Source organism: Schinkia azotoformans LMG 9581 (genome assembly GCF_000307855.1).
In the GTDB taxonomy this organism is placed as follows: Bacteria; Bacillota; Bacilli; order Bacillales; family Bacillaceae_J; genus Schinkia; species Schinkia azotoformans.
Genome location: NZ_AJLR01000150.1, coordinates 1 through 25016 on the forward strand (window position 1 = coordinate 1; position 25016 = coordinate 25016).

Annotated in this window: 26 protein-coding genes; 19 read left to right on the top strand and 7 right to left on the bottom strand. The window is 36.7% G+C overall.

The window, feature by feature from the left end:
• Nucleotides 1–419: 419 nt before the first annotated feature.
• A complete protein-coding gene (locus BAZO_RS19360; RefSeq protein WP_003333167.1) occupies nt 420–1493 on the bottom strand; it encodes a hypothetical protein in 1074 nt (357 codons plus the stop codon).
• Between the two features lie 493 nt (nt 1494–1986).
• Here BAZO_RS19360 and BAZO_RS19365 point away from each other — a divergent pair, with 493 nt between their 5' ends.
• The 3 genes from BAZO_RS19365 (at nt 1987) to BAZO_RS19370 (ending at nt 4011) form a co-directional block, all read left to right on the top strand.
• A complete protein-coding gene (locus tag BAZO_RS19365; RefSeq protein ID WP_003333168.1) occupies nt 1987–2592 on the top strand; it encodes a TetR/AcrR family transcriptional regulator in 606 nt (201 codons plus the stop codon).
• A gap of 47 nt (nt 2593–2639) precedes the next feature.
• Nucleotides 2640–2756 carry an anti-repressor SinI family protein gene (locus BAZO_RS21950; protein WP_003333170.1) on the top strand — a complete coding sequence of 39 codons (117 nt, stop codon included), beginning with the start codon at nt 2640–2642 and terminating at the stop codon, nt 2754–2756.
• A 292-nt stretch (nt 2757–3048) separates the two neighbouring features.
• Complete coding sequence (locus tag BAZO_RS19370) at nt 3049–4011, top strand: tRNA dihydrouridine synthase (RefSeq protein WP_003333171.1); 963 nt, start codon at nt 3049–3051, stop codon at nt 4009–4011.
• 24 nt (nt 4012–4035) lie between these two features.
• Here BAZO_RS19370 and BAZO_RS19375 read toward each other — a convergent pair whose 3' ends face one another.
• Entirely contained in the window at nt 4036–4221 is a 186-nt protein-coding gene (locus BAZO_RS19375; protein WP_003333172.1) for a hypothetical protein, read from the bottom strand.
• A gap of 392 nt (nt 4222–4613) precedes the next feature.
• Between BAZO_RS19375 and BAZO_RS19380 the strand changes: the two genes are divergently transcribed.
• Together BAZO_RS19380 and BAZO_RS19385 are read left to right on the top strand one after the other, a co-directional pair.
• The gene (locus BAZO_RS19380; RefSeq protein WP_003333173.1) at nt 4614–4994 is read left to right on the top strand and encodes a DUF6933 domain-containing protein; all 381 of its coding nucleotides are present in this window, start codon (nt 4614–4616) and stop codon (nt 4992–4994) included.
• An 80-nt stretch (nt 4995–5074) separates the two neighbouring features.
• A complete protein-coding gene (locus BAZO_RS19385) occupies nt 5075–6064 on the top strand; it encodes a zinc-dependent alcohol dehydrogenase family protein (protein WP_003333174.1) in 990 nt (329 codons plus the stop codon).
• A gap of 152 nt (nt 6065–6216) precedes the next feature.
• Here the strand turns inward: BAZO_RS19385 and BAZO_RS19390 are convergent, their stop codons facing one another.
• Nucleotides 6217–7524, bottom strand: a complete 1308-nt coding sequence (locus BAZO_RS19390) for an APC family permease (RefSeq protein ID WP_003333175.1) — start codon at nt 7522–7524, stop codon at nt 6217–6219.
• Between the two features lie 25 nt (nt 7525–7549).
• Nucleotides 7550–7960 carry a DUF2000 domain-containing protein gene (locus tag BAZO_RS19395; protein ID WP_003333176.1) on the bottom strand — a complete coding sequence of 137 codons (411 nt, stop codon included), beginning with the start codon at nt 7958–7960 and terminating at the stop codon, nt 7550–7552.
• Between the two features lie 138 nt (nt 7961–8098).
• Between BAZO_RS19395 and pdxR the strand changes: the two genes are divergently transcribed.
• The 6 genes from pdxR to BAZO_RS19430 all read left to right on the top strand — a co-directional run bounded on the left by pdxR (nt 8099) and on the right by BAZO_RS19430 (nt 12810).
• On the top strand, nt 8099–9496 hold the full coding sequence (gene pdxR / locus BAZO_RS19400; protein WP_003333178.1) for a MocR-like pyridoxine biosynthesis transcription factor PdxR: 1398 nt from the start codon (nt 8099–8101) through the stop codon (nt 9494–9496).
• A 545-nt stretch (nt 9497–10041) separates the two neighbouring features.
• Nucleotides 10042–10314 (top strand): hypothetical protein, encoded by a 273-nt coding sequence (locus BAZO_RS19410; RefSeq protein WP_003333180.1) that lies wholly within the window; start codon nt 10042–10044, stop codon nt 10312–10314.
• Between the two features lie 57 nt (nt 10315–10371).
• Nucleotides 10372–10731: an HIRAN domain-containing protein gene (locus tag BAZO_RS19415; RefSeq protein WP_003333181.1), complete on the top strand. Its 360-nt coding sequence runs from the start codon at nt 10372–10374 to the stop codon at nt 10729–10731.
• 382 nt (nt 10732–11113) lie between these two features.
• Nucleotides 11114–11482, top strand: a complete 369-nt coding sequence (locus BAZO_RS19420) for a hypothetical protein (RefSeq protein WP_003333183.1) — start codon at nt 11114–11116, stop codon at nt 11480–11482.
• A gap of 142 nt (nt 11483–11624) precedes the next feature.
• Nucleotides 11625–12206: a DUF4256 domain-containing protein gene (locus BAZO_RS19425; RefSeq protein ID WP_003333184.1), complete on the top strand. Its 582-nt coding sequence runs from the start codon at nt 11625–11627 to the stop codon at nt 12204–12206.
• A 103-nt stretch (nt 12207–12309) separates the two neighbouring features.
• Entirely contained in the window at nt 12310–12810 is a 501-nt protein-coding gene (locus BAZO_RS19430) for a YehS family protein (RefSeq protein ID WP_003333185.1), read from the top strand.
• 67 nt (nt 12811–12877) lie between these two features.
• Here BAZO_RS19430 and cysK read toward each other — a convergent pair whose 3' ends face one another.
• Nucleotides 12878–13795 (bottom strand): cysteine synthase A, encoded by a 918-nt coding sequence (gene cysK / locus BAZO_RS19435; RefSeq protein WP_003333186.1) that lies wholly within the window; start codon nt 13793–13795, stop codon nt 12878–12880.
• 134 nt (nt 13796–13929) lie between these two features.
• Here cysK and BAZO_RS19440 point away from each other — a divergent pair, with 134 nt between their 5' ends.
• The 3 genes from BAZO_RS19440 to BAZO_RS19450 are packed head-to-tail and all read left to right on the top strand — an operon-like array spanning nt 13930 to nt 16475.
• On the top strand, nt 13930–14715 hold the full coding sequence (locus tag BAZO_RS19440; RefSeq protein ID WP_003333187.1) for an ABC transporter ATP-binding protein: 786 nt from the start codon (nt 13930–13932) through the stop codon (nt 14713–14715).
• The gene (locus tag BAZO_RS19445; protein WP_003333189.1) at nt 14699–15463 is read left to right on the top strand and encodes an ABC transporter permease; all 765 of its coding nucleotides are present in this window, start codon (nt 14699–14701) and stop codon (nt 15461–15463) included. The genes BAZO_RS19440 and BAZO_RS19445 overlap by 17 nt, the downstream gene beginning before the upstream one ends.
• A 4-nt stretch (nt 15464–15467) precedes the next feature.
• A complete protein-coding gene (locus BAZO_RS19450; RefSeq protein WP_039957811.1) occupies nt 15468–16475 on the top strand; it encodes an ABC transporter substrate-binding protein in 1008 nt (335 codons plus the stop codon).
• Nucleotides 16476–16600: 125 nt separating this feature from the next.
• Here BAZO_RS19450 and BAZO_RS19455 read toward each other — a convergent pair whose 3' ends face one another.
• Together BAZO_RS19455 and BAZO_RS19460 are read right to left on the bottom strand one after the other, a co-directional pair.
• The gene (locus tag BAZO_RS19455; RefSeq protein ID WP_003333191.1) at nt 16601–17812 is read right to left on the bottom strand and encodes an MFS transporter; all 1212 of its coding nucleotides are present in this window, start codon (nt 17810–17812) and stop codon (nt 16601–16603) included.
• Between the two features lie 4 nt (nt 17813–17816).
• Nucleotides 17817–18242: a MarR family winged helix-turn-helix transcriptional regulator gene (locus BAZO_RS19460; RefSeq protein ID WP_157382187.1), complete on the bottom strand. Its 426-nt coding sequence runs from the start codon at nt 18240–18242 to the stop codon at nt 17817–17819.
• Between the two features lie 246 nt (nt 18243–18488).
• Here BAZO_RS19460 and BAZO_RS19465 point away from each other — a divergent pair, with 246 nt between their 5' ends.
• From BAZO_RS19465 to BAZO_RS19485, 5 genes are all read left to right on the top strand, one after another.
• Nucleotides 18489–19736, top strand: coding sequence for an EAL and HDOD domain-containing protein (locus BAZO_RS19465; protein WP_003333193.1), 1248 nt, complete (start codon nt 18489–18491; stop codon nt 19734–19736).
• Nucleotides 19737–19995: 259 nt separating this feature from the next.
• Entirely contained in the window at nt 19996–22371 is a 2376-nt protein-coding gene (locus BAZO_RS19470; protein ID WP_003333194.1) for a polyprenyl synthetase family protein, read from the top strand.
• A gap of 68 nt (nt 22372–22439) precedes the next feature.
• Nucleotides 22440–22631, top strand: a complete 192-nt coding sequence (locus tag BAZO_RS19475; RefSeq protein ID WP_003333195.1) for a YwbE family protein — start codon at nt 22440–22442, stop codon at nt 22629–22631.
• Nucleotides 22632–22685: 54 nt separating this feature from the next.
• A complete protein-coding gene (locus tag BAZO_RS19480; RefSeq protein WP_003333196.1) occupies nt 22686–23690 on the top strand; it encodes a carbohydrate kinase family protein in 1005 nt (334 codons plus the stop codon).
• Nucleotides 23691–23759: 69 nt separating this feature from the next.
• Nucleotides 23760–24893 (top strand): zinc-dependent alcohol dehydrogenase, encoded by a 1134-nt coding sequence (locus tag BAZO_RS19485; protein WP_003333197.1) that lies wholly within the window; start codon nt 23760–23762, stop codon nt 24891–24893.
• Nucleotides 24894–25016 lie beyond the last annotated feature (123 nt).

A 25016-nucleotide genomic window follows, 5' to 3' on the forward strand; every position in this document is an offset into this window, starting at 1 on the left:
ACACTGCTTGCTCAACACATGTGGAGTGTACAGTGTCGTTAAAATTAAAGTGTAACTAAGCAATAGAAACTTTCCATTTATAAAATAAACTTTTTCCACAACTTATCAACAATTGGAATAAAGTTTGTACAAAAAAAGTAGGAAAAACAGCCTGTCAGGGCTGAACCACTGAACCATCAATATTTGTGAAAAAAGCATGAGGGAAACAGTCTTTTTTAACTTGATCAAAAACATGAAAAAATCTGTGGAAAAAACCTGAAAATATTTGATGAACCTATTTATTTGATCGTTCACTGCACAAAAAACTCATGCTGTAAAAGAAAAAGATTAAACCACTTGTATTTTTTCATAAACTGAAATATGTCAAAGGAATGAGCAGGGATCTACTAGTATCCCTGCTTTAAATATGAATCCCAATATTATTTGGGTTTGGGATAGAATGCACCATTATTAAATTCGAATTGTTTCCCATTTAGCAGAAAGGGTATACTTAAATCAAGACCTATGTTAACTGCGAATTCTTCAAAGTGCTGGCTATATTGCGATTGGTTCAAGTAATCTGTTGTTACTTTTCCGTTTGCAAGATCGTACAGAACACTGAAAACACTCGTCCTTCGTTGTGCTTCGTTATGTTCTTCTTTAGAGTAAGACAGTTTTATTTTTAGTGAATTTGTTTGTTCAGGGGTAACCTGTTCGCCAAAATTCGGACCTTTAAATATTTTAGGTCTAAAGTTGCTCTCAATCCCTCCTCCTTCCATCAATAGTGCTTGTAATGGTTTTCCGTTAATATTGCCTAAAGCATACGAGATCCCTTTTAATATTGTAATTGAATTTTCGTTAATATTAACCAACTCAATAGGTTTTGCATCCAATATAATTGATGAATCTGATTTGACAAACTCATCTATTTGTTCTAAAAGGGTAGGGTTGGAGTTTTCTTCACCCCATTTTGTAGCTAAAGGATTATAATAATTAGGACCTACATTTTGAATAGGATGCTTGGAATCAATTTTCAAGGGATGTTCTCTCCTTTCTTTTAACTTCTTGTTATTCAAACCTTTCCCTTCTGAATGATGTTGTTTTTTGTTAGAAGCAACTTCAATCGTTCCGCTCTGTAGACTTTCAGGATCAAACCAAGTCATCGTCAAGGTTGGTTGGATATAACTTAATGCCTGCAAAGGCTGCGTTACTAGAAAGCTTGTTGTCCACAGTTGCTTTATTGGCTCACCCCTAAAGCTGTAGTTTAAAATACCTGAATCCAGCCACTCTCCATTTCCGTTCCGATTAAACAAGGTTGCATATATATTGGAAAAATCCAATCTATTATTTTGGGGAAAGTTCCAATGTATTCCTACTGCTTCAACAATTGCACTATTAGGAATAGATTCTGCTTTAGTAAAATCCCAATTTTCTTCTTGAAACCAATTATTTGTTCCATATGCTGGATCAATCGAAGATGAACTTGAATCAGTTTTGAATATTGAAGAAAGCATAGTATTATTTGTACCCCCTCTTCCGAAGTTTTCCTTATACTACTAATATCGTACATCCCTTTAAAGAGTTGAAGCATATGAACCATCTCTGGGCATTATATATTGCTATGAGTGTTAATTACCTTTAAGACGAAAGTAATACACTTTTGATATTGAAGTAAATCCCAAGGCGGTGATTCAGCAGGGAACACCTAAAATACCTATTCTGTATAGGAGTAATAATTTAACTGAAACTACCTTTACCTGTATTTCTTAATTCATCTTTGTTTTTCCTATTTCACTATCAATTGGTAATTCAAAATACATGGTTCAGGTGTCGATTAAGAAAAGCATAGACTGCTTTCCCTTTCTAGGAGGTAGTCTTTTTATATTGTTGAAGTTTGTCATTTTTTATAGAACGAAAAAGAAGCCGGACCGCTTGACGGTAGCTAATTTCCTATAAGATAATACTGGTTAGTAATATAATGATTATAAAGTCAAGGGGCGGCATATAATGGGACAGCGGGGTAGACGAAAAGGGTCCATTGGGATCAAAAGCAAAGAAGCAATCCTTATGGTTGCAGCAGAAGAATTTGCGGAACATGGATTTCATCAAACAAAAATTAGTACCATTGTCAAAAGGACTGGTTTAACACAACCAAGTTTTTATCTTTACTTTTCCGGTAAGGAAGCTATCTTTCAAGAACTTGTACATACGTTCCGCAACGAATTAATCAATCTAACGAAAGATAGTAGACTCGAATCTAGTCTGGATAATAGTGTACTTCCTTCCAACATTGTTAGTGGTCTAATTAAGCTTTTTGAATTTTTTTACAACCATCAGCACTTGACGAGGATAGGCTTTTACATTGCGGACGAATCTGAAGAAATTAAACAGGCGATGAAAGAGCATTTAACTGAGAATTTATTAGCGGAACAACGAGATAACTACTTTCGAGAAGACTTGGATATGGAAACTGTTGCAGAGTGTATAATCGGTGCCATTGGACGACTCACCATCAAGAAGCTATTTACAAACGAAAAAAGTCCTCAACAACTAGCAAATGAAATTGTAGATATCTATTTTTATGGCTTGCAAAACCGCGAAACTATGCATTAATTTATCGGGAGTTGAGGAAAATTAATACAGTAAAAAAGTGCAATCTGGTGGATATTGATGAGGAATGGGTAAAATTAATCATTGAAGCTAAAAACATTGGTTTAAAACTTGAAGAAGTGAGAGATTTTTTGAAAAATGGAATGAAAGATAGAAACAATGAGTAGAAAGTGAGTAAGTTATTTTGGGGCTACAGAAATTCACTTTCTTAATTCATCTTACCCCTATCTGTAATCACATCATGATGTAAAAGACACTTTGCATATGCGGTTAAACCTAGTCAAATATTAATTTAGACTTATCAAGAGAGGATGGATGAAAGCCTCGACGATTAAATATTGATTTGAGAGGTCCATAATAAGTTATTATGATATAAGTGTAAAAGAAGTGGAATATTTGGCTTTATATTTCTTGGAAGAGAGTTTAAAGTTGTATACATAATGAGAGGATTTGAGTTTAATGGTAGATAATTTTTGGCGTGATTTACCACGACCATTTTTTGTACTTGCACCTATGGAAGACGTGACGGATGTTATTTTTCGTCACATAGTAAGTGAAGCTGGTCGACCGGATGTATTTTTCACAGAGTTTACAAACTCGGATAGCTATTGTCATCCGGAGGGCATGGAAAGTGTGCGTGGCCGTTTGGTTTTTACAGAAGATGAACAGCCCATGGTGGCACATATTTGGGGAGATAATCCCGAATATTTCCGTCAAATGAGTATGGGCATGGCAAAACTAGGATTTAAAGGCATCGATATTAATATGGGCTGCCCTGTACCGAATGTAGCATCGAGAGGGAAAGGTAGTGGTCTTATTCTACGTCCACACGTTGCGGGAGAACTTATTCAAGCAGCAAAAGCGGGCGGATTACCTGTTAGCGTGAAAACACGACTTGGCTATAATGATGTAAAGGAGTGGGAGGAGTGGCTAACGCATATTTTAAAACAGGATATTGCGAACCTTTCTATTCATTTACGTACGAGAAAAGAAATGAGCCAAGTAGATGCACATTGGGAGCTAATTCCTGAAATCAAAAAATTACGTGACGGTATTGCACCCAATACGCTACTAACAATCAATGGTGACATTCCTGACCGTCAAACTGGGCTGCAGCTTGCTGAACAATATGGTATTGATGGCGTTATGATCGGGCGAGGTATTTTTAAAAATCCTTTTGCTTTTGAAAAAGAGCCAAAAGAGCATAGCAGTAAAGAATACCTTGATCTTTTAAGACTACAGCTGGATCTTCAAGATCAATATGCGGAAGTACTGCCACGTTCGATCACAGGGCTTCATCGCTTTTTCAAAATTTATGTTAGAGGTTTCCCTGGAGCTGCTGAATTAAGAAATCTATTGATGAACACGAAATCAACAGATGAAGTGCGTGCATTACTTGATAACTTTGGAAAAGGCAACTAACCCATTGGGCGTTGCCTTTTTGCGTTACTTTGGAGCAAATAGCATAATATCATTTTTAATAAATCCAGAAGGAGGAGTTTTTGCGCGTTCAGCATATTCCTCGTCTATTTCTTGATGTTCTTCTTCACTTAATTTTTCTGGATCTTGATCAGCTTTTTTTATAAGGTTAACGGACAGAATATCTCTAACCGATTTTAAAAGGAGGGCCATTTTTTAAAAATCGGATTGATTTAAACTACTAATTAACATCCATTAATTCAATCTTACTTTCTTTTTCTAAGGCATCTATAAAACGATCTACCTTGTCTACCGTCTTCGTATATCTCACCTCACCCTATTGTTTTTCTTATTTCATTTTACGGAAGGTATTGACTTTTAAAAAACTTCCGGTCATAACGGTGACTGGAGGTAGAGCTCTAATGTATAATATATAAATATTATAAAATAATGTTAGTTATCAATAAGAGACTTAAAATATGTCAAAGCAAGGGAATTAATAAAAGTGGTTTGGCGATTGCAAAGGATAAGATGGATATTGAAGCAATAAAAGACAGGCTTGAAGATATTATAGAAAGAATTGTAAAAATGATAGGGCGATTCTAATGTTAATTCAATGTACAAAGGCTTTGCTTGATAGGATAGGAATAAAGGGAAGTGAGTTGGCCTCCCCTGAAGACCATGAGCAACTCCCAGATAGTTTAGTGGCCTGGCATGCCAATTTTGGCATTAACAGAAGAAAGGCTATCATTTTGATGAATAATGAAACAAGATATCCTATCGTTATATATCGTCCGAGTATAAAGGACTTTTCTAAAATAAAGGAATTAATTCGTGAAGCAATTATGGAGGCCTTACGTATGGAAGGTGTCCGTAAAGAAGTGATTGAAGCTTATTTGGCTAAAGCCGGGGAGATTTCCTTGTGTGAAAGGTTAGGTAAACACTACTACATCAATATGTCTGTGATCAACACTCAAGCCGCGTAGAAAATGTTGCGTTGTTGGAATTAATAGATGTTTTTTTTCTTCCATAAATAAAACTTAATTTTTAAAGGAGACTTATTGTATTGGAGGCAACATGTATTAAATTTTATGAGTTCGGAAGTCCAGAAAGTGTTTTAAAAGTTGAACGTAAAAATATACAACCACCTACGAACGGAGAAGTTCTAGTTCGTATGAAAGTTCGCCCTATCAATCCATCTGACTTAATACCAATTAGAGGGGCATACTCCCATCGGATTTCGTTGCCTAATATTCCTGGCTATGAAGGAATTGGAATTGTAGAAGACGTAGGGGCTTCTGTTTCACAAGAACTGATTGGTAAACGTGTTTTGCCTTTACGTGGGGAAGGGACTTGGCAGGAATTTGTTAAAACATCTGCTGAATTTGCAGTGCCAATTCCGAACTCCATTGATGATTATACAGCTTCACAGTTATACATAAATCCGGTAACAGCATGGATTATTTGTACAGAGGTTTTAAAGCTGGCACCAAATGATGTATTATTGGTGAATGCTTGTGGTTCTGCCATTGGTCGTATCTTTGCTCAATTATCTAAAGTTCTCGGTTTTCGGCTTATTGCTGTAACGAGAAACAACAATTATACAAAAGACCTGCTCCAACTTGGTGCTTCCTATGTAATCAATACATCAGAGACAGCATTACACGATACTGTTATGGAATTAACGTATGGACTGGGTGCAACCTCGGCAATTGATTCAATTGGAGGTATTGATGGTACTGAATTAGCATTTTGTGTTCGCCCTAATGGGCTTTTTTTAACTCTTGGTTTATTATCAGGAACGCCTGTAGACTGGCAAAGAATTTCACTACAGGCAAAAGTGAATACTAAGTTATTTCATTTACGTTATTGGAATCAACAAGTATCAGTGCAAACTTGGCAAGAAACATTCCACCGATTGATTACGCTCATAAATGATGAAAAATTAACACTTATGCAGAAAGACTCTCAATACGATTTGTTGCAAGTAAAAGAAGCTGTTCTTTTTGCTGAATCTTCTAAAAAAAATAAAGGGAAAATATTTTTAACAAGCTGAATAGGACTATAGTTAAATAAGCTAAGAATTTAAATGGACAATGGAAAGTAGTTTTTCGTCCTTCTCTAACGAATTCTGCAATTCCTTCAAGAGATAAACTTATAGAAATAAACTGATGTTTTCATAAAGGCAGGTTCGACATTTGAACCTGCCTAAGAATTTGTTGCTTGATTACTAAGATTAACTTTTTCAGTATTTGTAATAACTCTTAATCTTAGTAGATAGATACCTATTCCAAAGGATAGCCATAGGAGTCCTGTTAAAAAACCAGACTTCCCAACGGGTATCAGTAATCCTAAACAGATAAGCAATGCCGAAATTGGAATGAAAGGATAAAAAGGAACGTAAAATTGTGCCTCTTTGTCTTTTATAGTAGCTCTTTTTCTTGAGATGAAAAAGGCAATTATCGTAAAAATAAAAGTTAATAGATATAAAAATCCTGTAGCTGTTACAGCAATATTTATCGAACTTATCAGTGTAAATGCAATTTGAATGCCGACCCCAAGTGTAATCGCCCAAATAGGTGTTTGAAAGCGTGGATGAATATAGGCTATCTTCTTCGGTAATAAGCCATTTCTTCCCATCGCAAATGCAGTTCTCGAAATCGTAATGATAAATGCATTGCATGTAGCTGGTAATGCCAAAACAATGATTAAACTAATAAAGATTGGACCAAGGTCTCCTAAAAATTGTTGACTGGCTAAAGCTACAGGGACTTCAGAAGCTCCGAACTCTTGCCAAGGAATAACCCCAATGGAGACAAATAAAAGCCCTAAATAAAGAAATAAAACAACCATTATGGAAGTAATAATGGCTAATGGTATCACCTTTTTTGGATTTCGTATTTCCTCTCCAGAAGCAACAATTGCATCCCAACCGACAATTGATAGAAATCCCACTAAGGTTGCTTCTAATATTCCAGAAAACCCATTAGGAGAAAAAGGTTGATAATAAGAAAAATTAACGTTTTTAAACCCGAAAATGAAAAATCCTATGAGTACAGCAATGACTGTACATACAATACCTACTTGAAGTTTTCCACTGAATTTAATTCCAACTATATTTAACATTCCTAAACCAATAAGTAAAAGCACTGCACTTAACTTTGGGGGAGCACCAGTAAGAGCGTTCAAATAATGTCCAAACCCTTGTGAGACGAAGCTGCTGGCGGCCAACCAAGCTCCCCAGTATGCCCAGCCAACAATCGTTCCAATGAAACCTCCCATCGTTTCTCGTGCATATTCATATGAACCACCAGCCCTTGGATATCGTGAAGCTAACTCACCATAACATAGCCCCAATAATATGGCGAGTAAAGAGGCTAAAATAAAAGAAACCATAACTGCGGGTCCTGCCTTGCCTGTTGCAACCCCACTAAGAACAAATATCCCTGCTCCGACCATTGCACCAATTCCAAGAGAAGTCGCTTCTTTCCAACCTAATGTTCTTCGTAACTGCATTCAAATGCCCCCTCAAATTATCAGATTATCGTAAAAGCGGAAGACTCCCAGTTAATTTGTTAACGTGTTTTTTATTTCCGTAAACCGCAATCCCCAGGTATTCAAAATCATTGGAAGTAAATGAAGCTATCTTATTCATATATTCATCGTAGTTCTTAGTGATTTGAGCCACATTGGAAAAATCGACAAGAAATAAGTCTGGATAATTGGAGGATATAGTTTCCCTTAATTCTTTAATCATAGCTCCTGAACCTTTTAATATTGGGATAGGAGCAGTTGTTATCCCTTCATGAGTTTGACTATCTCCATCGACTACAACAGAGCCAATGATTCCCTCAATTTTCTTCCCTAAAGTTAAAGCTAACACTGCTGAAGTATTGGCAATTAACCCAAGTGGCAGTTCTGAGTCAATTACCATTACACATTTTTTCTCCATGATTGTTATGTACCCCCTATAATGTGTTCAATCGTTTTTAATTTGTCATGCACCTTTACGGTATCATGATAAAATGGTTAGAATAAGAGCCAATTTAGAGCGATTTTTTGAGTACCAATTTTAAGGGAGGGAAAATGAATGCTTTGGATTCCAATTGATCGTACACTGGATATTCCTTTAAAGAGACAAGTTTATGAATACATACGAAAGCTAATTTTAAATGGAGAGCTAAAAGCAGGAGAAAAGCTACCAGCTACTCGTGAATGTGCTTCCCAGTTGGGAATCTCACGCAATGTTGTAATTGAAGCGTTTGAGCAATTATTGGCGGAAGGATATATTGTTGGACAGCAGGGTTCAGGTACTTTTGTAGCTGAAGGAGCATTTTTGGAGCAAATGCAGGATGAACGAACGACAACCTTGGAAATTTCAGAAGAGTGTATCCAGGAAAAAGGTGTGATTGATTTTCGTTCAGGGCTACCTGCCTTAGATATATTTCCAAGAAAGGATTGGGGCAGATTGGCAAAAGACGTATGTTTAGAAGCTCCTGATTATGCCTTTGGATATGACCATCCTGAAGGGCGTTTGGAATTAAGAAAGATTCTTTCACAATATCTAAGAAGAACAAGAGGGGTAAATTGCCATGCAGACCAAATTGTCATTACATCAGGAGCAACTCAAGCCTTTTCTTTAATAACGAAGCTACTGCTTTCGCAGGGAGATAAGGTGATTATCGAAGACCCCATCACAAATGAAATCCAAACTATTTTTACATCGACTGGAGCTACTTTAATTCCGATTCCTGTTGATGAACAAGGGATGCGAACAGACTTGCTTTCAGATGGGGAAAAACCAAAGTTTATTTTTGTAACACCATCCCATCAGTTTCCATTAGGCAGTATTTTGCCTATTCAGCGGAGAATTCAACTCATTCAGTATGCAAGAGTAAACGAGTGTTATATTGTTGAGGATGATTACGACAGTGAATTTCGTTATGATGGCGAACCTATCAGCTCCCTTCAAGGATTGGATTCTGAAAGAGTTATTTATGTTGGAACATTTAGCAAAAATCTTTCTCCAGCCTTACGAATGGGCTATCTGGTGCTTCCGCAGGCTCTCATTGAGCGTTGTAGAAGCCTTAAATGGTTTCATGACCTTCATACTCCATCACTGAATCAAATGCTCCTTGCGCGTTTTATTGAAGAAGGTCTGCTGGAACGTCATATTCGCAAAATGAGAAAAGTTTACATGAAGAGGCGGGAAGTATTAAGGGAAGCGTTGATTCGTGAGTTTGGACATTCAGGAGAAATTTCGGGTGATTCTACTGGTCTACATCTCATAGCGGAATTTAAAGGAATTGAGTTTACAGAGGATTTAATAGAAAGACTCTATCAAAACCATGTAAAGGTTTATCCTGTAGAACATCACACCATTCATAAAGGCAGACATGTAAATAAGGTGATACTCGGTTATGGAAATTTAAGAGAACAAGAAATTGAAGAAGGGATTCGTAATTTACGTAAAGTATTAGGAAATTGAAAAGTGACTTGCCTAAATGATTAGGATTTTACAATACATATTTGGTTAATTCATGTGCTTTGGAGGTGTTTAAGTACAATAGAAATTTATCCTAGCACGTAATTAATCAGAGGGATTTATCATCTATTGTCGAATAAAGACAGTGGGGGTTATGAGATGAACAAAGTTTTGTTTTTTACTGATATTGACAAACAAAATTTTCTTATCAAAAAAAAGCTACTTTACTCATATTATTCCTAAACATAATGAGATATCATTAGAAATCATTGAAAAGGTTCTAATTTCACCTACTTATATTTTTAAGCCTTCTAAAAGTAGCAAGGATTTTTATTACGAGAAAAATATAGATGGTAAAGAGTATAGGGTAGTTGTGACTTCAAAAAAACGTGACAAGCGATATTTTAATAGAGTTAGAATAATTACGGCGTATAAAATAGCAACCCAATATATAACAGATCTAAGAAGAGTATATTGTATTTATAATGAAAATGAACCTTATATTAGTAAACAAAAACAATTACAATCGGAATCTGAAAAGGAATACTTTGAAATCATTTTTTCAGATTGATGAAATGATATCTAAAGAAAAAGCGAAGTATGGAAAACAGTTTTGGCGCCTGTTAAACCGTTTGAAAAATCCAGAAGAACTTGAAGTTGAACGGCCTGATTCATTACAAGCTGAATTAAGAGACTATCAGAATTATGGTTTTCAGTGGCTCAAAACACTTCATTATTATCATCAAAAACTATTTATAACAAGGGACCAACTTCTCCCTGAATTCATGTCAGGTGAAACTCACGTACTATTAGAAGACTAGCGTTATTAGGTAAAAGTGTGGCTTGATAAAGTTCTTTTGATTAGGGGTTGATGGGTATTGTATGAGGAAGTGTTTGTCACGATTGTTGGCAGTAGACATTATAAAGGTTCGGAGATTTTTCGTGTCGGACAAATTGTAAGATTAGTGAAGGATTTTGAAAATTCCTATGATGATGAGGCAATTGCGGTGGAGTTGGAGCCTTTCGGAAAGGTTGGCTATGTTGCCAATAGTACGTCGACAGTGGCACGCGGAACGAAAAGTGCAGGGCGTATTTACGACTCATTTGACGATGAGCGGTACGGATTGATTCGTTTTATTTTAAAAGGAGATGCAATCGTTCAGCTCATTGATTACCATGAATTTTCACTGCTACAAGGAGAGTACAAAGTAATTGCTAGTTTTTTTAATCTCCCTTAATGGGTTCTTTTTCTTTCAATCATTACTGTTAAATCTATATTCAAATTCAGGTCCTGTCTCTGCAAAATAACCCTGTGGGTGTAGGTCCGGTTGGCACCAAGAGAGCAGCTGCAAGTCCGTAACTGGAATTAATCATGGTACGAATATTTTCTAATGTTGTATCGGGATACTGGTCGTAACCCATAAATATGACTTTAATGAAATAGCTAGTATGATCAAGAATAATTGCGTGAAAAAAGGTATAATAATCAAATAAAAGATTACTACAAACATTGTAAACTTTCATTATTACAGTTGAATCAATCTCATACAAAAGATGTAAAAAACTTCTATGATAAGGATAGGAAGGTATGCAGGTATTTAAAGGAGGCGGGAGAGGAAAGTGAACCTTGTTCTTACATATATGGTAAATGTAGTTGTGATTGCAATGTCTATCTTTTTTTTACTTTATTTTGGCTCTGAACGAAAGCGGAAATTTGAAGAAAAAAATGCGATGGCTTCTTTTCATATATGTAACGTGCTTTTTATCATAATGACCTCTTCTGCGGCACATGTTGTAATGACGGTATATATCATTGAGGATATGAGTAAAATAATCTTTCAAATAGCCTTTCTTCTTTTCATAACACTATCACTTTATCTTTTGGGGAATATAGTATTTGAACATTATAAATTCATGCTAAAAAGATACGTAAAAGCTGAGAATGGGAAGGTTCTTGTTCTTAACAAAGCGTATTTAAAAAGAAAATAACATTTCCTATTGTAAATTTGTTACCTTTTAGATAAATATAATAAATACTATTCGATTATCTCGTGAGGATACGTGATAAACTTAGACATGATCGGGTAAGCTTTTACTATTACGAGTAAAAATATTTAAGGGAGATATTAACATGAGCAAGGAAAGTAAAACTAGCAATAGTAAAGAGTTGTCACCAGAACAACATGAAGAAATACTCGGAAAATTGAAGGATCGGTTCGAGAAAAATATGGATCGCCATAAAGATCTTGAATGGGCTAACATACATGCAAAACTTGAAGCAAATACTGAAAAACTGTGGTCGCTTAGTGAAATGGAAAGAACTGAAGGTGAACCGGATGTAATTGGTCATGATAAAGAGACTGATGAATACATTTATTGTGATTGTTCAAAGGAAAGTCCAAAAGGTCGCAGAAGTGTTTGTTATGACCGTGAAGCGCTGGAGTCAAGGAAACAACATAAACCAGAAAATACTGCTATTGATATGGCTGCTGACATGGGGATTGAGATTTTAACGGAAGAACAATACCGGGGGCTACAGAAATTCGGCAATTTCGATTTGAAAACATCGAGCTGGGTGAAAACCCCTGATAATATTAGAAAACTTGGAGGGGCTATCTTTTGTGATCGTCGTTACGATACTGTCTTTGTATACCACAATGGAGCAGAATCCTACTACGCAGCCAGAGGCTTTCGTGGCTCGCTAAGGGTCTAATTTTTTTGTGTAATATATGATATAGTTGACAAAGCATCTACAAACGTAGATGCTTATTCAAATTGTACGAATTAAGCGGCAATTAAAAAAAGGAGATTCAATAATGGACAATAACGATATATTAATCCGATTAAGATACGCGCTAGAAATAAAAAATAAAGAAATGGCGGAAATATTTAAACTTGGCGGCGTGGAAGTTTCAGTGCCGGATGTAATTAAGATACTTACAAAGTCTGCTGAGGATGAAGACGAGTATAGCGATCAAATTAAATGCAATAACAGTATGCTAGATTCATTTTTAAATGGTCTCATCATCTTCAAAAGAGGGAAACAAGAGACTAAACCAGGGCAGCCTGATACACCATCAGAACCTTCAATAAATAAAAGCGCCAATGTTAATAATCTCCTATTAAAGAAGGTTAAAATAGCTCTGGCATTAACGACAGAGGATATGCTTGAAATATTTGATGAAGCTGGAATAATGGTAACAAAAGGAGAACTTGGTGCTTTGTTAAGAAAAGAGGGACATAAAAACTATAAAGAATGCGGGGACAAGTTTGCCAGAAACTTCTTAAAAGGACTTGCGATCAAATATAGGGGATAGTTCTGATATGATCAATACTCCCCCGCCTCAAGCTATTTGGCTAGTGGGGGAGTATTATTTACAGTTATCAAAATAAATCAGTTGATAAGTAACGTTCCCCTGTGTCTGGGGCTATACAAAGAACATTTGCAGATAGATCAAGGTTTTTTGCTACCTGAACTGCAAAGTGGGCAGACGCTGCTCCGGATGCTCCAACAAAAATCCCTTCTTCTTTCGCAAGCTGGCGTGCCATAAATTGGGCGTCAGCATCATCTATGAGTAAAATTTCATCATAAATATCAGAATTTAATATTTTTGGAATAAATCCAGGTCCGGTTCCCGGGATTTTATGGGGGCCTGGTTTTCCGCCTGATAGAACAGGTGACCCTTTTGGCTCTACTACATAAATTTTAATATTGGGTATGTGTTTTTTTAATTCTTCACCAACTCCTGTGACAGTCCCGCCTGTTCCTGCAGTTAATACAAAGGCATCTAGTTTTCCATCAAAAGCTTTGATGATTTCTACAGCGGTGGTTTTCCTATGCGCATCAGGGTTTGCGGGATTTTCGAATTGCATAGGTATAAAGCTATCGGGAATCGTGCTTGATAACCTTGATGCTTCATCAATCGCGCCTTGCATACGTAAGCTTGCGGGCGTTAAAATGACTTCTGCTCCATATGCCTTTAAGATTTTTACGCGCTCCTCTGTCGCATTATCAGGCATTGTAATAATACAAGGATACCCTTTTGCAGCACTTACCATGGCAATCCCGATACCAGTGTTACCTGATGTCGGCTCTATGATTGTACTTGTCCCCGGAATCAGCTTGCCTTCGTTTTCTGCACGTTCGATCATATGAAGGGCAGCACGGTCTTTCACACTTCCTCCAGGATTGAATGATTCAAGTTTAATAAAAACATTCCCGCCGTTTTCATCTGGTAGTTTATTTAGTTTCACAATTGGTGTTTTTCCAATTAAATCAAGAATTGAGTTATAAATTTTCATTTTCAATCCAACCTTTATTGTACTTATTTTCAAAAAATTGTGTTGACTTTCCATATCTTAGTAATATAATAAACTATAATTCCGATTAAAACAATGCGAATTATATAAAATGAAATTGAAGTTGGGGTGAACTTATGTTTCTTCATATATCCAATATACAAAAAAGTTTTAAAAATCATGGGAAAGTGGAGCAAGTGTTAAAAGATATTGATTTGCATGTGAATGAAGGTGAATTTGTTTCTTTTTTAGGTCCTTCCGGATGTGGAAAATCGACTTTACTTTCAATTATTGCCGGTCTAGTGAAACCAAGTGAAGGAAGTGTTTACCTAAATGGTCAAAAGATAATGAAACCTGGAAAAGATCGGGGGATGGTGTTCCAAGCGGCTGCTTTATTCCCGTGGTTGACAGTGGAAGAAAATGTTATATTCCCATTACGAAAAGAAGTCAAAAAGAAGGAAGCGAAAGAAATTGCTCAAAAATATTTAAAACTCGTACAGCTGAGCCCTTATGCCAACCATTTTCCCCATGAATTATCAGGAGGAATGCAGCAAAGAGTTGCAATTGCGAGAGCATTGGCAATGAATCCACGAGTTTTATTGATGGATGAGCCATTTGGTGCATTAGATGAACAAACAAGAATGCGTCTTCACCTTGAACTTGAAACCATTTGGCTGGAAACAAAAAAGACGATTCTTTTTGTAACCCATAGCATTCAAGAAGCGTTAACATTGTCAGACCGCATTATTGTGATGGGAACCCATCCAGGCGTTATTTTGGCAGATATTCAGCTGAAAATTGAACGGCCACGTGACAAACATATTCACCAGCTTACAATGTATGAAAAAACGATTATGGAGCTGCTTAAAGCTGAAATTGACAAAGTAGTAGATGAGGGGCAACGGTATGCGGCTAGCTATTAAACGAATTGTTTTTTTTATTGTATTATTTGGGATTTGGGAACTTGTTGTTCGATTGTTTAACATACCAAAGGTACTAATGCCTGCTCCAACAGATGTTGTCTTAAGTTTACAGGAAAGTTTGGCAGATGGCTCATTATTACATGATTTGAGGGTTAGTTTTACTCGCTTATTAATTGGACTTGTGATTGCGCTCATCATTGGGGTTTTGCTTGGTGTCTTTCTTGCTAAGTCAAAAACAGCAGATGAAACACTGGGGGCCTTTATCTTAGCTCTGCAAAGCATCCCAAGTATTGTCTGGTTGCCGCTAGCGATTATGTGGTTTGGGTTAAATGAAAAGTCGGTTATTTTTATCGTCGTTTTAGGTGCCACCATTGTCATGACAATCAATATGAGAATAGGAATAAAAAATGTTTCTCCCCTCTATATTAAAGCAGCGCAAACGATGGGATCAAATGGATTGGATTTGTTTTTTCGAGTTGCTTTTCCGGCATCAATTCCTTATGTCGTAACTGGAGTAAGGTTGGCATGGGCGTTTGCATGGCGGGCATTAATGGCCGGGGAATTATTAAGTACGGGACCTGGTCTTGGGTATACATTGAAATTTGCTTCTGACTTTGGCCGTATGGATATCGTTCTAGGAATTATGGTAGTGATTGGGGTGATTGGTGTCACCGTTGATTTAATTGTATTTCAACGGATTGAAAAACGTGTAATGACAAAATGGGGACTTGTAGAAAGGAATGGATGATACAATGAAAAAATGGAAATTAGCTTTTGTCTTACTATTCGTAATGGGGGTTTTAACTGCCTGCGGAATGAGCACTACTACAAAGAGCACTGGTGATGGGGCTAAAAAGGAAAAAATTGTGATTGGTTATTTTCCGAACATTGACCATGTTCCAGCTATGGTTGCCCGTGAAAAAGGCTATTATGAACAAGCGCTTGGTGAGAATTTTGATATTGAATATAGAACTTTTCCTGATGGAGGCACGTTCATGACGGCGTTAAAGTCAGGTGATATTGATGGTGGGCTAGTTGGACCGGCTCCAGTTATGAACAATTTTGCAAGTGGAGCAGATGTGAAAATTGTTTCCGGAGCATCATCAGGCGGAACAGTTGTCGTTGCAAGTGCTAACAGTGGGATTACTAATTTAGAAGACATCGAAGGGAAAACATTTATCACCCCTGGAATTGGCTGTACACATGATGTTCAATTTGAAACGTATTTACAGCAACAAGGAAATGATAAATTAACATCATCACGCATCGGTGGGTCATTACAACATGTCACTGGCAATCCAGCCCAATATCAAGGTATGTTCGAAACAGGGAAAGTAGACTTAGCAGCCGTTCCTGAACCATGGGCATCAATTCTCGCCCAAAATGGAGCAAAAGTAATTGTTAGCACAGATGAAATTGCCTATGGGAATACCCTGCCAAACACTGTATTTGTTGTAAATGGAAGTTTAATTAAAGAAAAGAAAGAGGTTGTTAAAGCGCTCGTTCAGGCACAGCAACAAGCAGTTGATTTTATTAAAAGTCAACCAGACGAAGCACAAAAAATTGCCATTCAATCAATCAAGGACCTAACGAAACAAGAGGTTGATGAAGATATCGTTAAACAAGCAATGGCACGCATTACCTATACTACTGAAATTAATGAAAATGTAATTAAAGAGTTTGCCCAATCATCGTTTGAGTTAGATTTCCTCAAAGAAAATCCTAAATTAGACGGATTAGTAGATTTGTCCTTTCAATAATGAATGAAAAGCATCGCTATGCCGGTGCTTTTTCCTTATGAATCTGAGAAAAAAACTTCTAAAGTGTTCATTGAATCTACCTGAAATAATCCGAGAGGCGAAAGATATTCGCCTCTTACCTATATTTAGGCTACTGATTTAATATTTTCTCGTAATACATGTTCCTTTTTACCATGCAAGAAATAGTACAGAACCGTAGATACTAGAACGGTCAATCCGAGGATCACATATAGTGAGCGATATCCCGTAACTGGAATGACAAATCCAAGTAAATATGGTCCAAAGCCAAGTCCGGCGTCAAGGGCGATAAAGAATGTTGAAGTGGCCAATCCGATCCGGTGTAATGGTGTTAATTTGACGGCAAGGGCCTGTGTGCTTGACTGCATATTACCAAAGCCAAGCCCAATCAATGCACCGGCTAGGAGTAATAGATATCCAGAGGTAACTGCACTTAAGAGCACCATTCCGCCTGCTAAAATGACAAATCCAGGGTACATAATATAGTTTGCACCTTTTGAGTCCATTAAGCGACCGGTGAATGGACGTGAAAATAAAACAGCAATCGAATAAACAAGAAAGAAAAAGCTTGCCGCACTAACTAGGTTAATCTCATTCGCATAGAATTTGATAAAGGATAGAACACTTGAATAACAAAAAGCAATAACGAATGTTATGATGGCTATTGGCACAGCTTTTGGCTCAATATAGTTTGAAAGCTTAAAGCCCTCTCCTTGCGTTTCGTGAGGTTGTTTGGTTGTTGTTGTAACAGCAGGAATATTGATAAACAATGATGGAATGAAGCTAATAATCCCTAGGAAAATGGAAAAAATAAAAATTGTTCGGAAAGCAGTATGCTGCGTCATATAAAGACCGATAAACGGACCAATTGCCGTTGCTAGGGTAGCACTCATGCTGAAGTAACCAATTCCCTCTGCTTTTCGTACTGCCGGAATAATTTGGGCAGCAATCGTTCCAGTAGCTGTTCCAACCATACCAGCTGCCACGCCATGTAATAAACGAGTAATCAGCATGATGCCAATATTAGAGCTCATTAAATATAGAAGTGTTGTTAAGATAAAGAAGACTAGTCCAATAAATAACGTTCTTCTGCGCCCAAGCGACTCAATGTAACGACCGGTAAAAAGTCTGCCAATTAAAGAACCGATGATAAAGATGCCTGTAACAAGACCTGCCTCACTAGTGGATGCATGAAATTGATCAACCGCGTACTCCCCAATAATGACGATTAAAAGATAAAACACAAGGTTTATTAAAAAGTTAATACCTGACACAATAATAAAATCCTTTGTCCATAATAATTCTCTAGATGAATTCACTTTATTACCCCTTATTTGTTATATTATCTCGAATGATTCCCATGATACGGATGGCATTAATTTGTTCCTTCTCCGTGATCCCTTCTAAAATTTCCTGTTCAAATTGATCAATTGTTACTCGTATATCTTGATATATCTTTTGTCCAGCTGCTGAAAGCTGCATTCTTTTTTCACGTTTGTCCTTGCCTACAACATGCTCGACATAGCCAAGCTCCTCTAAGCGAGTCATTGTTCTAGTAACAGTGGGCTTTTCGACACTCATATAATGGGAAAGTTCTACAAGTGTAGCGGTTCCGTTATTGGCCAAATAGTACAAAATTGTCCATTGTGCTCTATATAGCTGATGTTCAGCGAGGTGAACATTAAGTCTGTTTTCAAATGGCCGGTACATCAGAAGCAATTGATGAAAGAATTTTTGATAAGTTTGTATTGCAAACACCTCTTTTTTTAAAAAATATAGTTAGCTAAGGTAATGGTTACTGTGGGAAACTATATTATGCTACCACATTTATTTGTATTATGTCTAGGCTAAATAAGCACAATATCAGTTAAAGGTTCATTTGTCCAATTTTCAAAACTAAAATATTAAAACATAGAATAAGGATTTTGTGGTAAAATTTAGGTAAATCGTTATTATGCCACTAAGAAGTAATAAAGGAAAGGAATTCAAACAAAAATGGAAGTATACGTTGCCAAACAACCAATTTTTGATTCCAGAGAAAATGTGATCTCTTATGAATTGCTTTATAGAAGTGGTAAAGAAAATGTTTATAATGCATCAGATGGAGATAAAGCAACATCTGAAGTTATTATTAATAGCTTTTTAAATATAGGAATTAAAGACCTGTCAGAGGGTAAACCATGCTTTGTGAATTTTACAGAGAATCTATTAAAGTTGAAATTGCCTACGTATTTTAGTCCTCTTAATCTTGTAATTGAAATATTGGAAGATGTGCCAATTACAGAAGAATTAATAGAAATTTGTAAAGAGCTGAAAATGTTAGGGTATAGGATTGCCCTTGATGATTTCTTTTTGATGCATGGTAATGATTTAACGATGGAATTACTAAAGATTATTGATATCGTTAAAATTGATTTCCTTGCTACATCAAGAAAGGCACGTCTCCAGATGATGGAGTATCTAGTTCCCTATGACATTATTTTTTTAGCTGAAAAGGTTGAAACTAGAGAGGAATATGAACAAGCTAAAGAAGATGGTTATTCCTACTTTCAAGGATACTTCTTCAGTAAACCAATAATACTACAAAGTCATGATATTCCGTCCTATTTTCAATCGTATTTTACCGTGCTGGAGTATCTTGATTCTCCAGAGCCTGATTTAGACCAGATTACAGAAGTAATAGAGACGGATATTTCACTTTCTTATAAATTATTGAAATTAATCAATTCACCAGTTATTAGGCCTAAATATGAAATTAGCTCTATTAGACAAGCCATTGTGTTGTTAGGCTTAATAGAAATTAAAAAGTGGATCTATGTTCTCGCGCTTAAAGGGTTACAGGAGGAAAAAAATAATGCTACCCTAGGTGAACTTATCCATCTCAGTTTAACAAGGGCTAAGTTGGGAGAATTCCTAGCAGTAGTTGAAAACAATAAGCAGAATAAATCAAAATATTTCTTATTAGGGTTATTATCGTGTATTGATTCATTTTTACATTTGCCAATGAGTACTATTCTTGAGGGACTTCCTATTACAAAAGAAATAAAAAGTGCTTTATTAGGGGAAGAAAATCATTATAAGTTGGTATTAGATTTAATGGAAAGAGCCGAACGTCCTAGTAAGAAGAATCAGTCTTTAACAAAATATCCTTATGATTTAACCGAAGCCCAATTATTTGAAATGTATTTAAAATCCAGTACTTGGACTAGCCAATTTGTTAAACAATTAAAAAGGGAGATTTAACAATTTGCATATAGAATATAATATGAAAATTTATTACGTCAAAATCACCCCGGCTCTAGTTATCGGAGCGAATAAGGGGTGATTTTCTTTCGTTAATGGTTAACACTTTGTGTTGTGTTAAGATAAGAAATAAAACAAGGAAGTGGTAGGGGAATCTATGATCTATTTAAGATATGGAATTTGATTTTTTCAGGTGCTAAAATTTGCCTCTATTATAATATAAATAAATATAAGAGAAAATGAAGCAGAGGTAATGTTTATGGAACGGGAATTAATAATTAATGCTGAAGCATCCTATCGGTTGGCGGAGCAGAAGGCTTCCCATTATTTTAAATTACTTCATGAGCAAGTCACACAAAAAAAGTACGTTCCTACCCTAACAAATGATTTTCAATCATGGAAACAAAATCATATTCATCATTCGTTTCTATCCCTTTTTTTACAAGAAAGGAGAAAACCAGCCCCTAGAGAGTATTACAATTATATCCACTGGCTTAATAAAAATGGGAAATTAGACCACTATTTGAATCGGAGTGTTTCTTATATATTTTTGAGGGATCTCGGCAAAGTCTTGGATTCCCCTGATACAAAGAAAAAGATTCAACGTGTAGTTGAAAGTATAAAAAATCATCTAACTAATTCCACCACAAATCAAGGGGATAAAATTGAGGTATTTAGCATTGCGGGGTTGTATCGATGGGCACAGAAGGAAGGTGTAGAATCAACCATCATCTGGTTGATAAATAAACTAAAGACTGTTTCCATATTGATTCCAGAGGGGATGGATGCGGAAAATGCCCAGCGAAAGTTGATCAAAATCATAGCTGGAGTGTTGATGCACGAGCTTGAAGAGAAGGGCAATGATATTTTACAAGAAGACCGCTCTTGGAAACTAAACAGAGCTATAAGGCTCGGTTATTCCTATGGTCTAACCTATCCTTTCATTGATGACCTTTTGGATGCAAACGTGCTATCAGTTGATGAGAAAAAACAATATTCCGATTTGATACGTTCAAGTTTATTAACAGGCTCTGTATCTGAGATAGGGGAGTGGACTGGAGATAATTCAGACTTGATTAAAGTCATTTATTCGGAGCTAAAAGATGCTTTTGAATATATTAGGGATAACCAGAGCCCGGATACAACAAAAAAATTTTTCGAGCAATCCTATATTTTTTTTAATTCCCAGGAGGAAGACCGTGAAAAAGATTTATCACATCCGCATTACACCAATGAGGAGCTTTATATACCGATCATACTAAAATCTTCGACTTCAAGATTAATTGCACGTTCAGTAATCAGTGCTCATGAGGATAAGGATTTTGAAAGCCGAACATTCTATTACGGGATATATAACCAGTTGGCTGATGATTTTGCCGATATGTTTGATGACATGGGTAACGGTATGGTTACACCGTATACTTATTATTTAAAATATCATGATAAGCGTTCTGATCTACTTAATCCTTTTGAATTATACTGGACGGTCATCTCTCATTTAATCCATAATGTGTATGACTCCGAAACCAAAACCCGTGAAGTAATTTTGGACCGTGCCATTAACGGTCTGAAACGATTTAAAGAACGGATGGGAGAGAACAAGTACAATGAAGTTATGGGGGTATTTGCTTCTGGCAATCCCAGTTTTAATCGTATCATCCAAAAGATGGTTCAAAAAGCGGGGGATGTAGATTTTTTTGATAAATTGCTTCGTGACCATATCATTACCGATCTAAGGAATGAACGGAAAGAGCAGGAAGACTTTCTAAATACGATCGAAACAGCTCGCAATCAAATTGACAACATCTTAAGGATTCCTAAAGATGACCATTTAGCTTTGCATGAGCCAATAACTGATGCAGCAAATTACATTCTTGAAGGGGACGGAAAGCGGTTGCGACCAATCATAACTTGGGTCATGGCAATTGATGGTTATGGACTGAAAAGTACCTTAATCGCACCACTATTAAGATCATTGGAATATATGCACACTGCGTCGCTAATTTTTGATGATTTACCATCCCAAGATAATGCGTCCATCAGGAGGGGGCGTACAACCTTACATCAATTGTATAATATCGCAACAGCTGAATTGACAGGGCTATTTCTGACCCAAAAGGCGGTAGAGGAACAAGCCTCTCTCGCTCAGTTCGATTCGAAAGCCGTGCTTCACTTGATTCGATATTCGGCCAAAACGGCGGCGGATATGTGTAAGGGACAAGTGATAGACTTGGATTCCAAAGGAAAACAATTGACGCTTGAGCAATTGAACTGGATGTGCTTTTACAAAACCGGGCTGGGATTTGAAGCTCCCCTCATCATGCCTGCTATTCTTGCTAATGCAAATGAATCAGAAATTAAATCTTTGAAAACATTTGCCAAACATGCGGGTATTGCGTTTCAGATTAAAGATGATTTACTAGATGTTGAGGGTGAATTAGATTTACTTGGAAAACCCATTGGAAAAGATGCCAAAAACAACAATTCGACTTTTGTATCAATCCTGGGTCAGGAGGGTGCAAAAAGAGCGATGTGGGAACATTATTGTCTTGCAATGGAGGTATTGGAGAAAGTACCACGCAATACTCTTTTTCTAAAGCATTTATTGAATTATCTAGTAAATCGGGATCATTGAGTTGAGCCACGGGATTAGCCCCCGTGGTTTCTAATGTTTTGTTTATTGAAGTGAAAGGAAGGATAATTATGAATGGTAAAAATAGAGCAGATATAAAAATAGGAGCACAGGTCAAAATAATTCTAAAAGCAGACCAGAAAACGGGAAAGCTTACAGAGGGAACAGTAGCCAAATTGCTTACGAATAGCCCTACACATCCCCATGGAATTAAAGTAATGCTGGAAGGTGGGCAGGTTGGAAGAGTGCAGGAAATTTTGTAGACAAAATGACTGTATAGGAACCGGGTAGAACCAATGTAATTTTGAGGTGACAAAATGGGCAAACTTTTTTGTATTGGTGAAGTATTAATTGATTTTATCCCTTGTGAAAAGGGGGTCCCATTGAAGGATGTATTATCCTTTGAAAGAACTCCAGGTGGTGCACCGGCCAATGTCGCAGCTACCGCTGCCAAATTTGGTCAGAAATCATTAATGATTTCGAAATTAGGCAATGATGCTTTTGGCGACTTTTTAGTGGAAAAGCTTGTTCAGTCTGGAGTTAATACAGATTATATCCTTCGAACAGACGAAGCAAATACGGCCTTAGCATTTGTTTCCCTTAAAAATAATGGTGATCGGGATTTTTCTTTCTATCGAAATCCATCTGCTGATTTGCTTTTAGAAGCGGATGAATTGGATGAAAATATCTTCAATAAAGGCGACTATCTTCATTTTTGTTCTGTTGATCTTGTTGAGTCTCCGATGAAATATGCCCATCAAAAAGCAATTGAAATTGTGAAATCAAAGCAAGGTATTATTAGCTTTGACCCCAATGTACGACTGCCTTTGTGGGATGATGCTCAGGATTGCCGCGAAACCATCTTGGAATTTATTCCATTGTCCCATATTGTGAAGATATCTGATGATGAGTTGGAGTTTATAACAGGTATTACTGATGAAAAAGAAGCTTTACGATCATTGTTTCAAGGTGATGTCAAGGTGATCGTTTATACCCAAGGAGCAAAAGGTGCTTTGGTATTAACAAGAGATTCCGAGTTTGATAATCGCGGATTCAAAGTAAATGTAGTAGATACAACAGGTGCTGGGGATGCATTCATCGGTGCTTTTTTATCTATTTTATTAAAAAATGAAGTTAGTAAATCAAATCTTAAGACCTTTGTTGAAGAACATGCCCATGAATTGCTAACATTTGCGAATGCCTGCGGTGCCTTGACTACTATGAAAAAAGGTGGAATCAGTGCCTTGCCGACTTTACAGGAAATTGAAGCATTTCTATTAGATAAGAAGGGACATAGTTCCCGACCCTGTGTCCCATTTTAGAATAAATAAGTTATCATTTACAAAGAATAAAGCCGTTAATGATAATTTTTAAAACCCAAGGGGGCTATCATGAAGGCTGTTACATACCAAGGTAAAAATGAAGTTGCTGTAAAGGACGTTGAGGAACCAAAAATACAGGACCGCGAGGATGTCATTATTAAGGTGACTTCAACAGCAATATGTGGATCAGATCTCCATCTGTATCAAGGGAATTTCCCGTTACCGATCGGCTATGTTATCGGACATGAACCGATGGGGATCGTTGAGGAGGTGGGGCCTGATGTTACGGAAGTGAAGAAAGGCGATCGTGTTGTTATTCCTTTCACTGTAGCATGTGGTAAATGCCATTTCTGCCAGCATGATTTAGAAAGTCAGTGTGACAATTCTAATCCACATTATGATTCAGGTGGGTACTTTGGGTATTCTGAAAAATTCGGTGATTATCCTGGAGGACAAGCTGAATATTTAAGAGTCCCTTTTGGGAATTATACTCCTTTTGTTATTCCAAAAGATTGTGAATTAGAGGATGAATCGCTCCTTTTTTTATCTGATGTCCTTCCAACTGCTTATTGGAGTGTTGATAATGCAGGGGTAAAAAAAGGCGATACTGTTATTATATTAGGCTGCGGTCCTATTGGCTTAATGGCCCAACAGTTTGCTTGGGCAAAGGGAGCGGAGCGTGTAATTGCTGTAGATTACATCAGTAATCGGCTTGAACACTCCAAAAAGATGAATAAGACTGAAATTTTTAATTTCACTGAGTATGAAGATATGGGTGAAACCTTAAAGGAGCTAACAAAGGGTGGAGCAGATGTCGTCATTGATTGTGTTGGGATGGATGGTAAAAAATCTCCCCTAGAGTGGGTCGAACAGAAGTTAAAGCTTCAAGGTGGAACTTTGGGTCCGATCCAAATCGCAACAAAAGCTGTCCGGAAAGGGGGAACGCTGCAAATTACAGGAGTATATGGTGGTTTATACAATATGTTCCCATTAGGTCCCTTTTTCACACGAAACATAACAATAAAAATGGGGCAAGCACCTGCGCGGCATTACATGCCGTTCTTGTACGACAAAATTAAAAGTGGAGACATTGATCCAACAAAAATCATTACGCACAAAATGCCTTTAGCGGAAGCCGCTCATGGATATGAAATCTTTAATAATAAGGAAGATAATTGTATAAAGGTTGTATTAAAACCTTAATCTATTTTTTGAAAAGAGGCCATTAGGTCTTTTTTTTATAAGCAAAACTTAATAATACATTATTAAGATATACCTATAAAATTATCCTAAAATAAGTGTATAATTTAAATAATAAAAAAATCA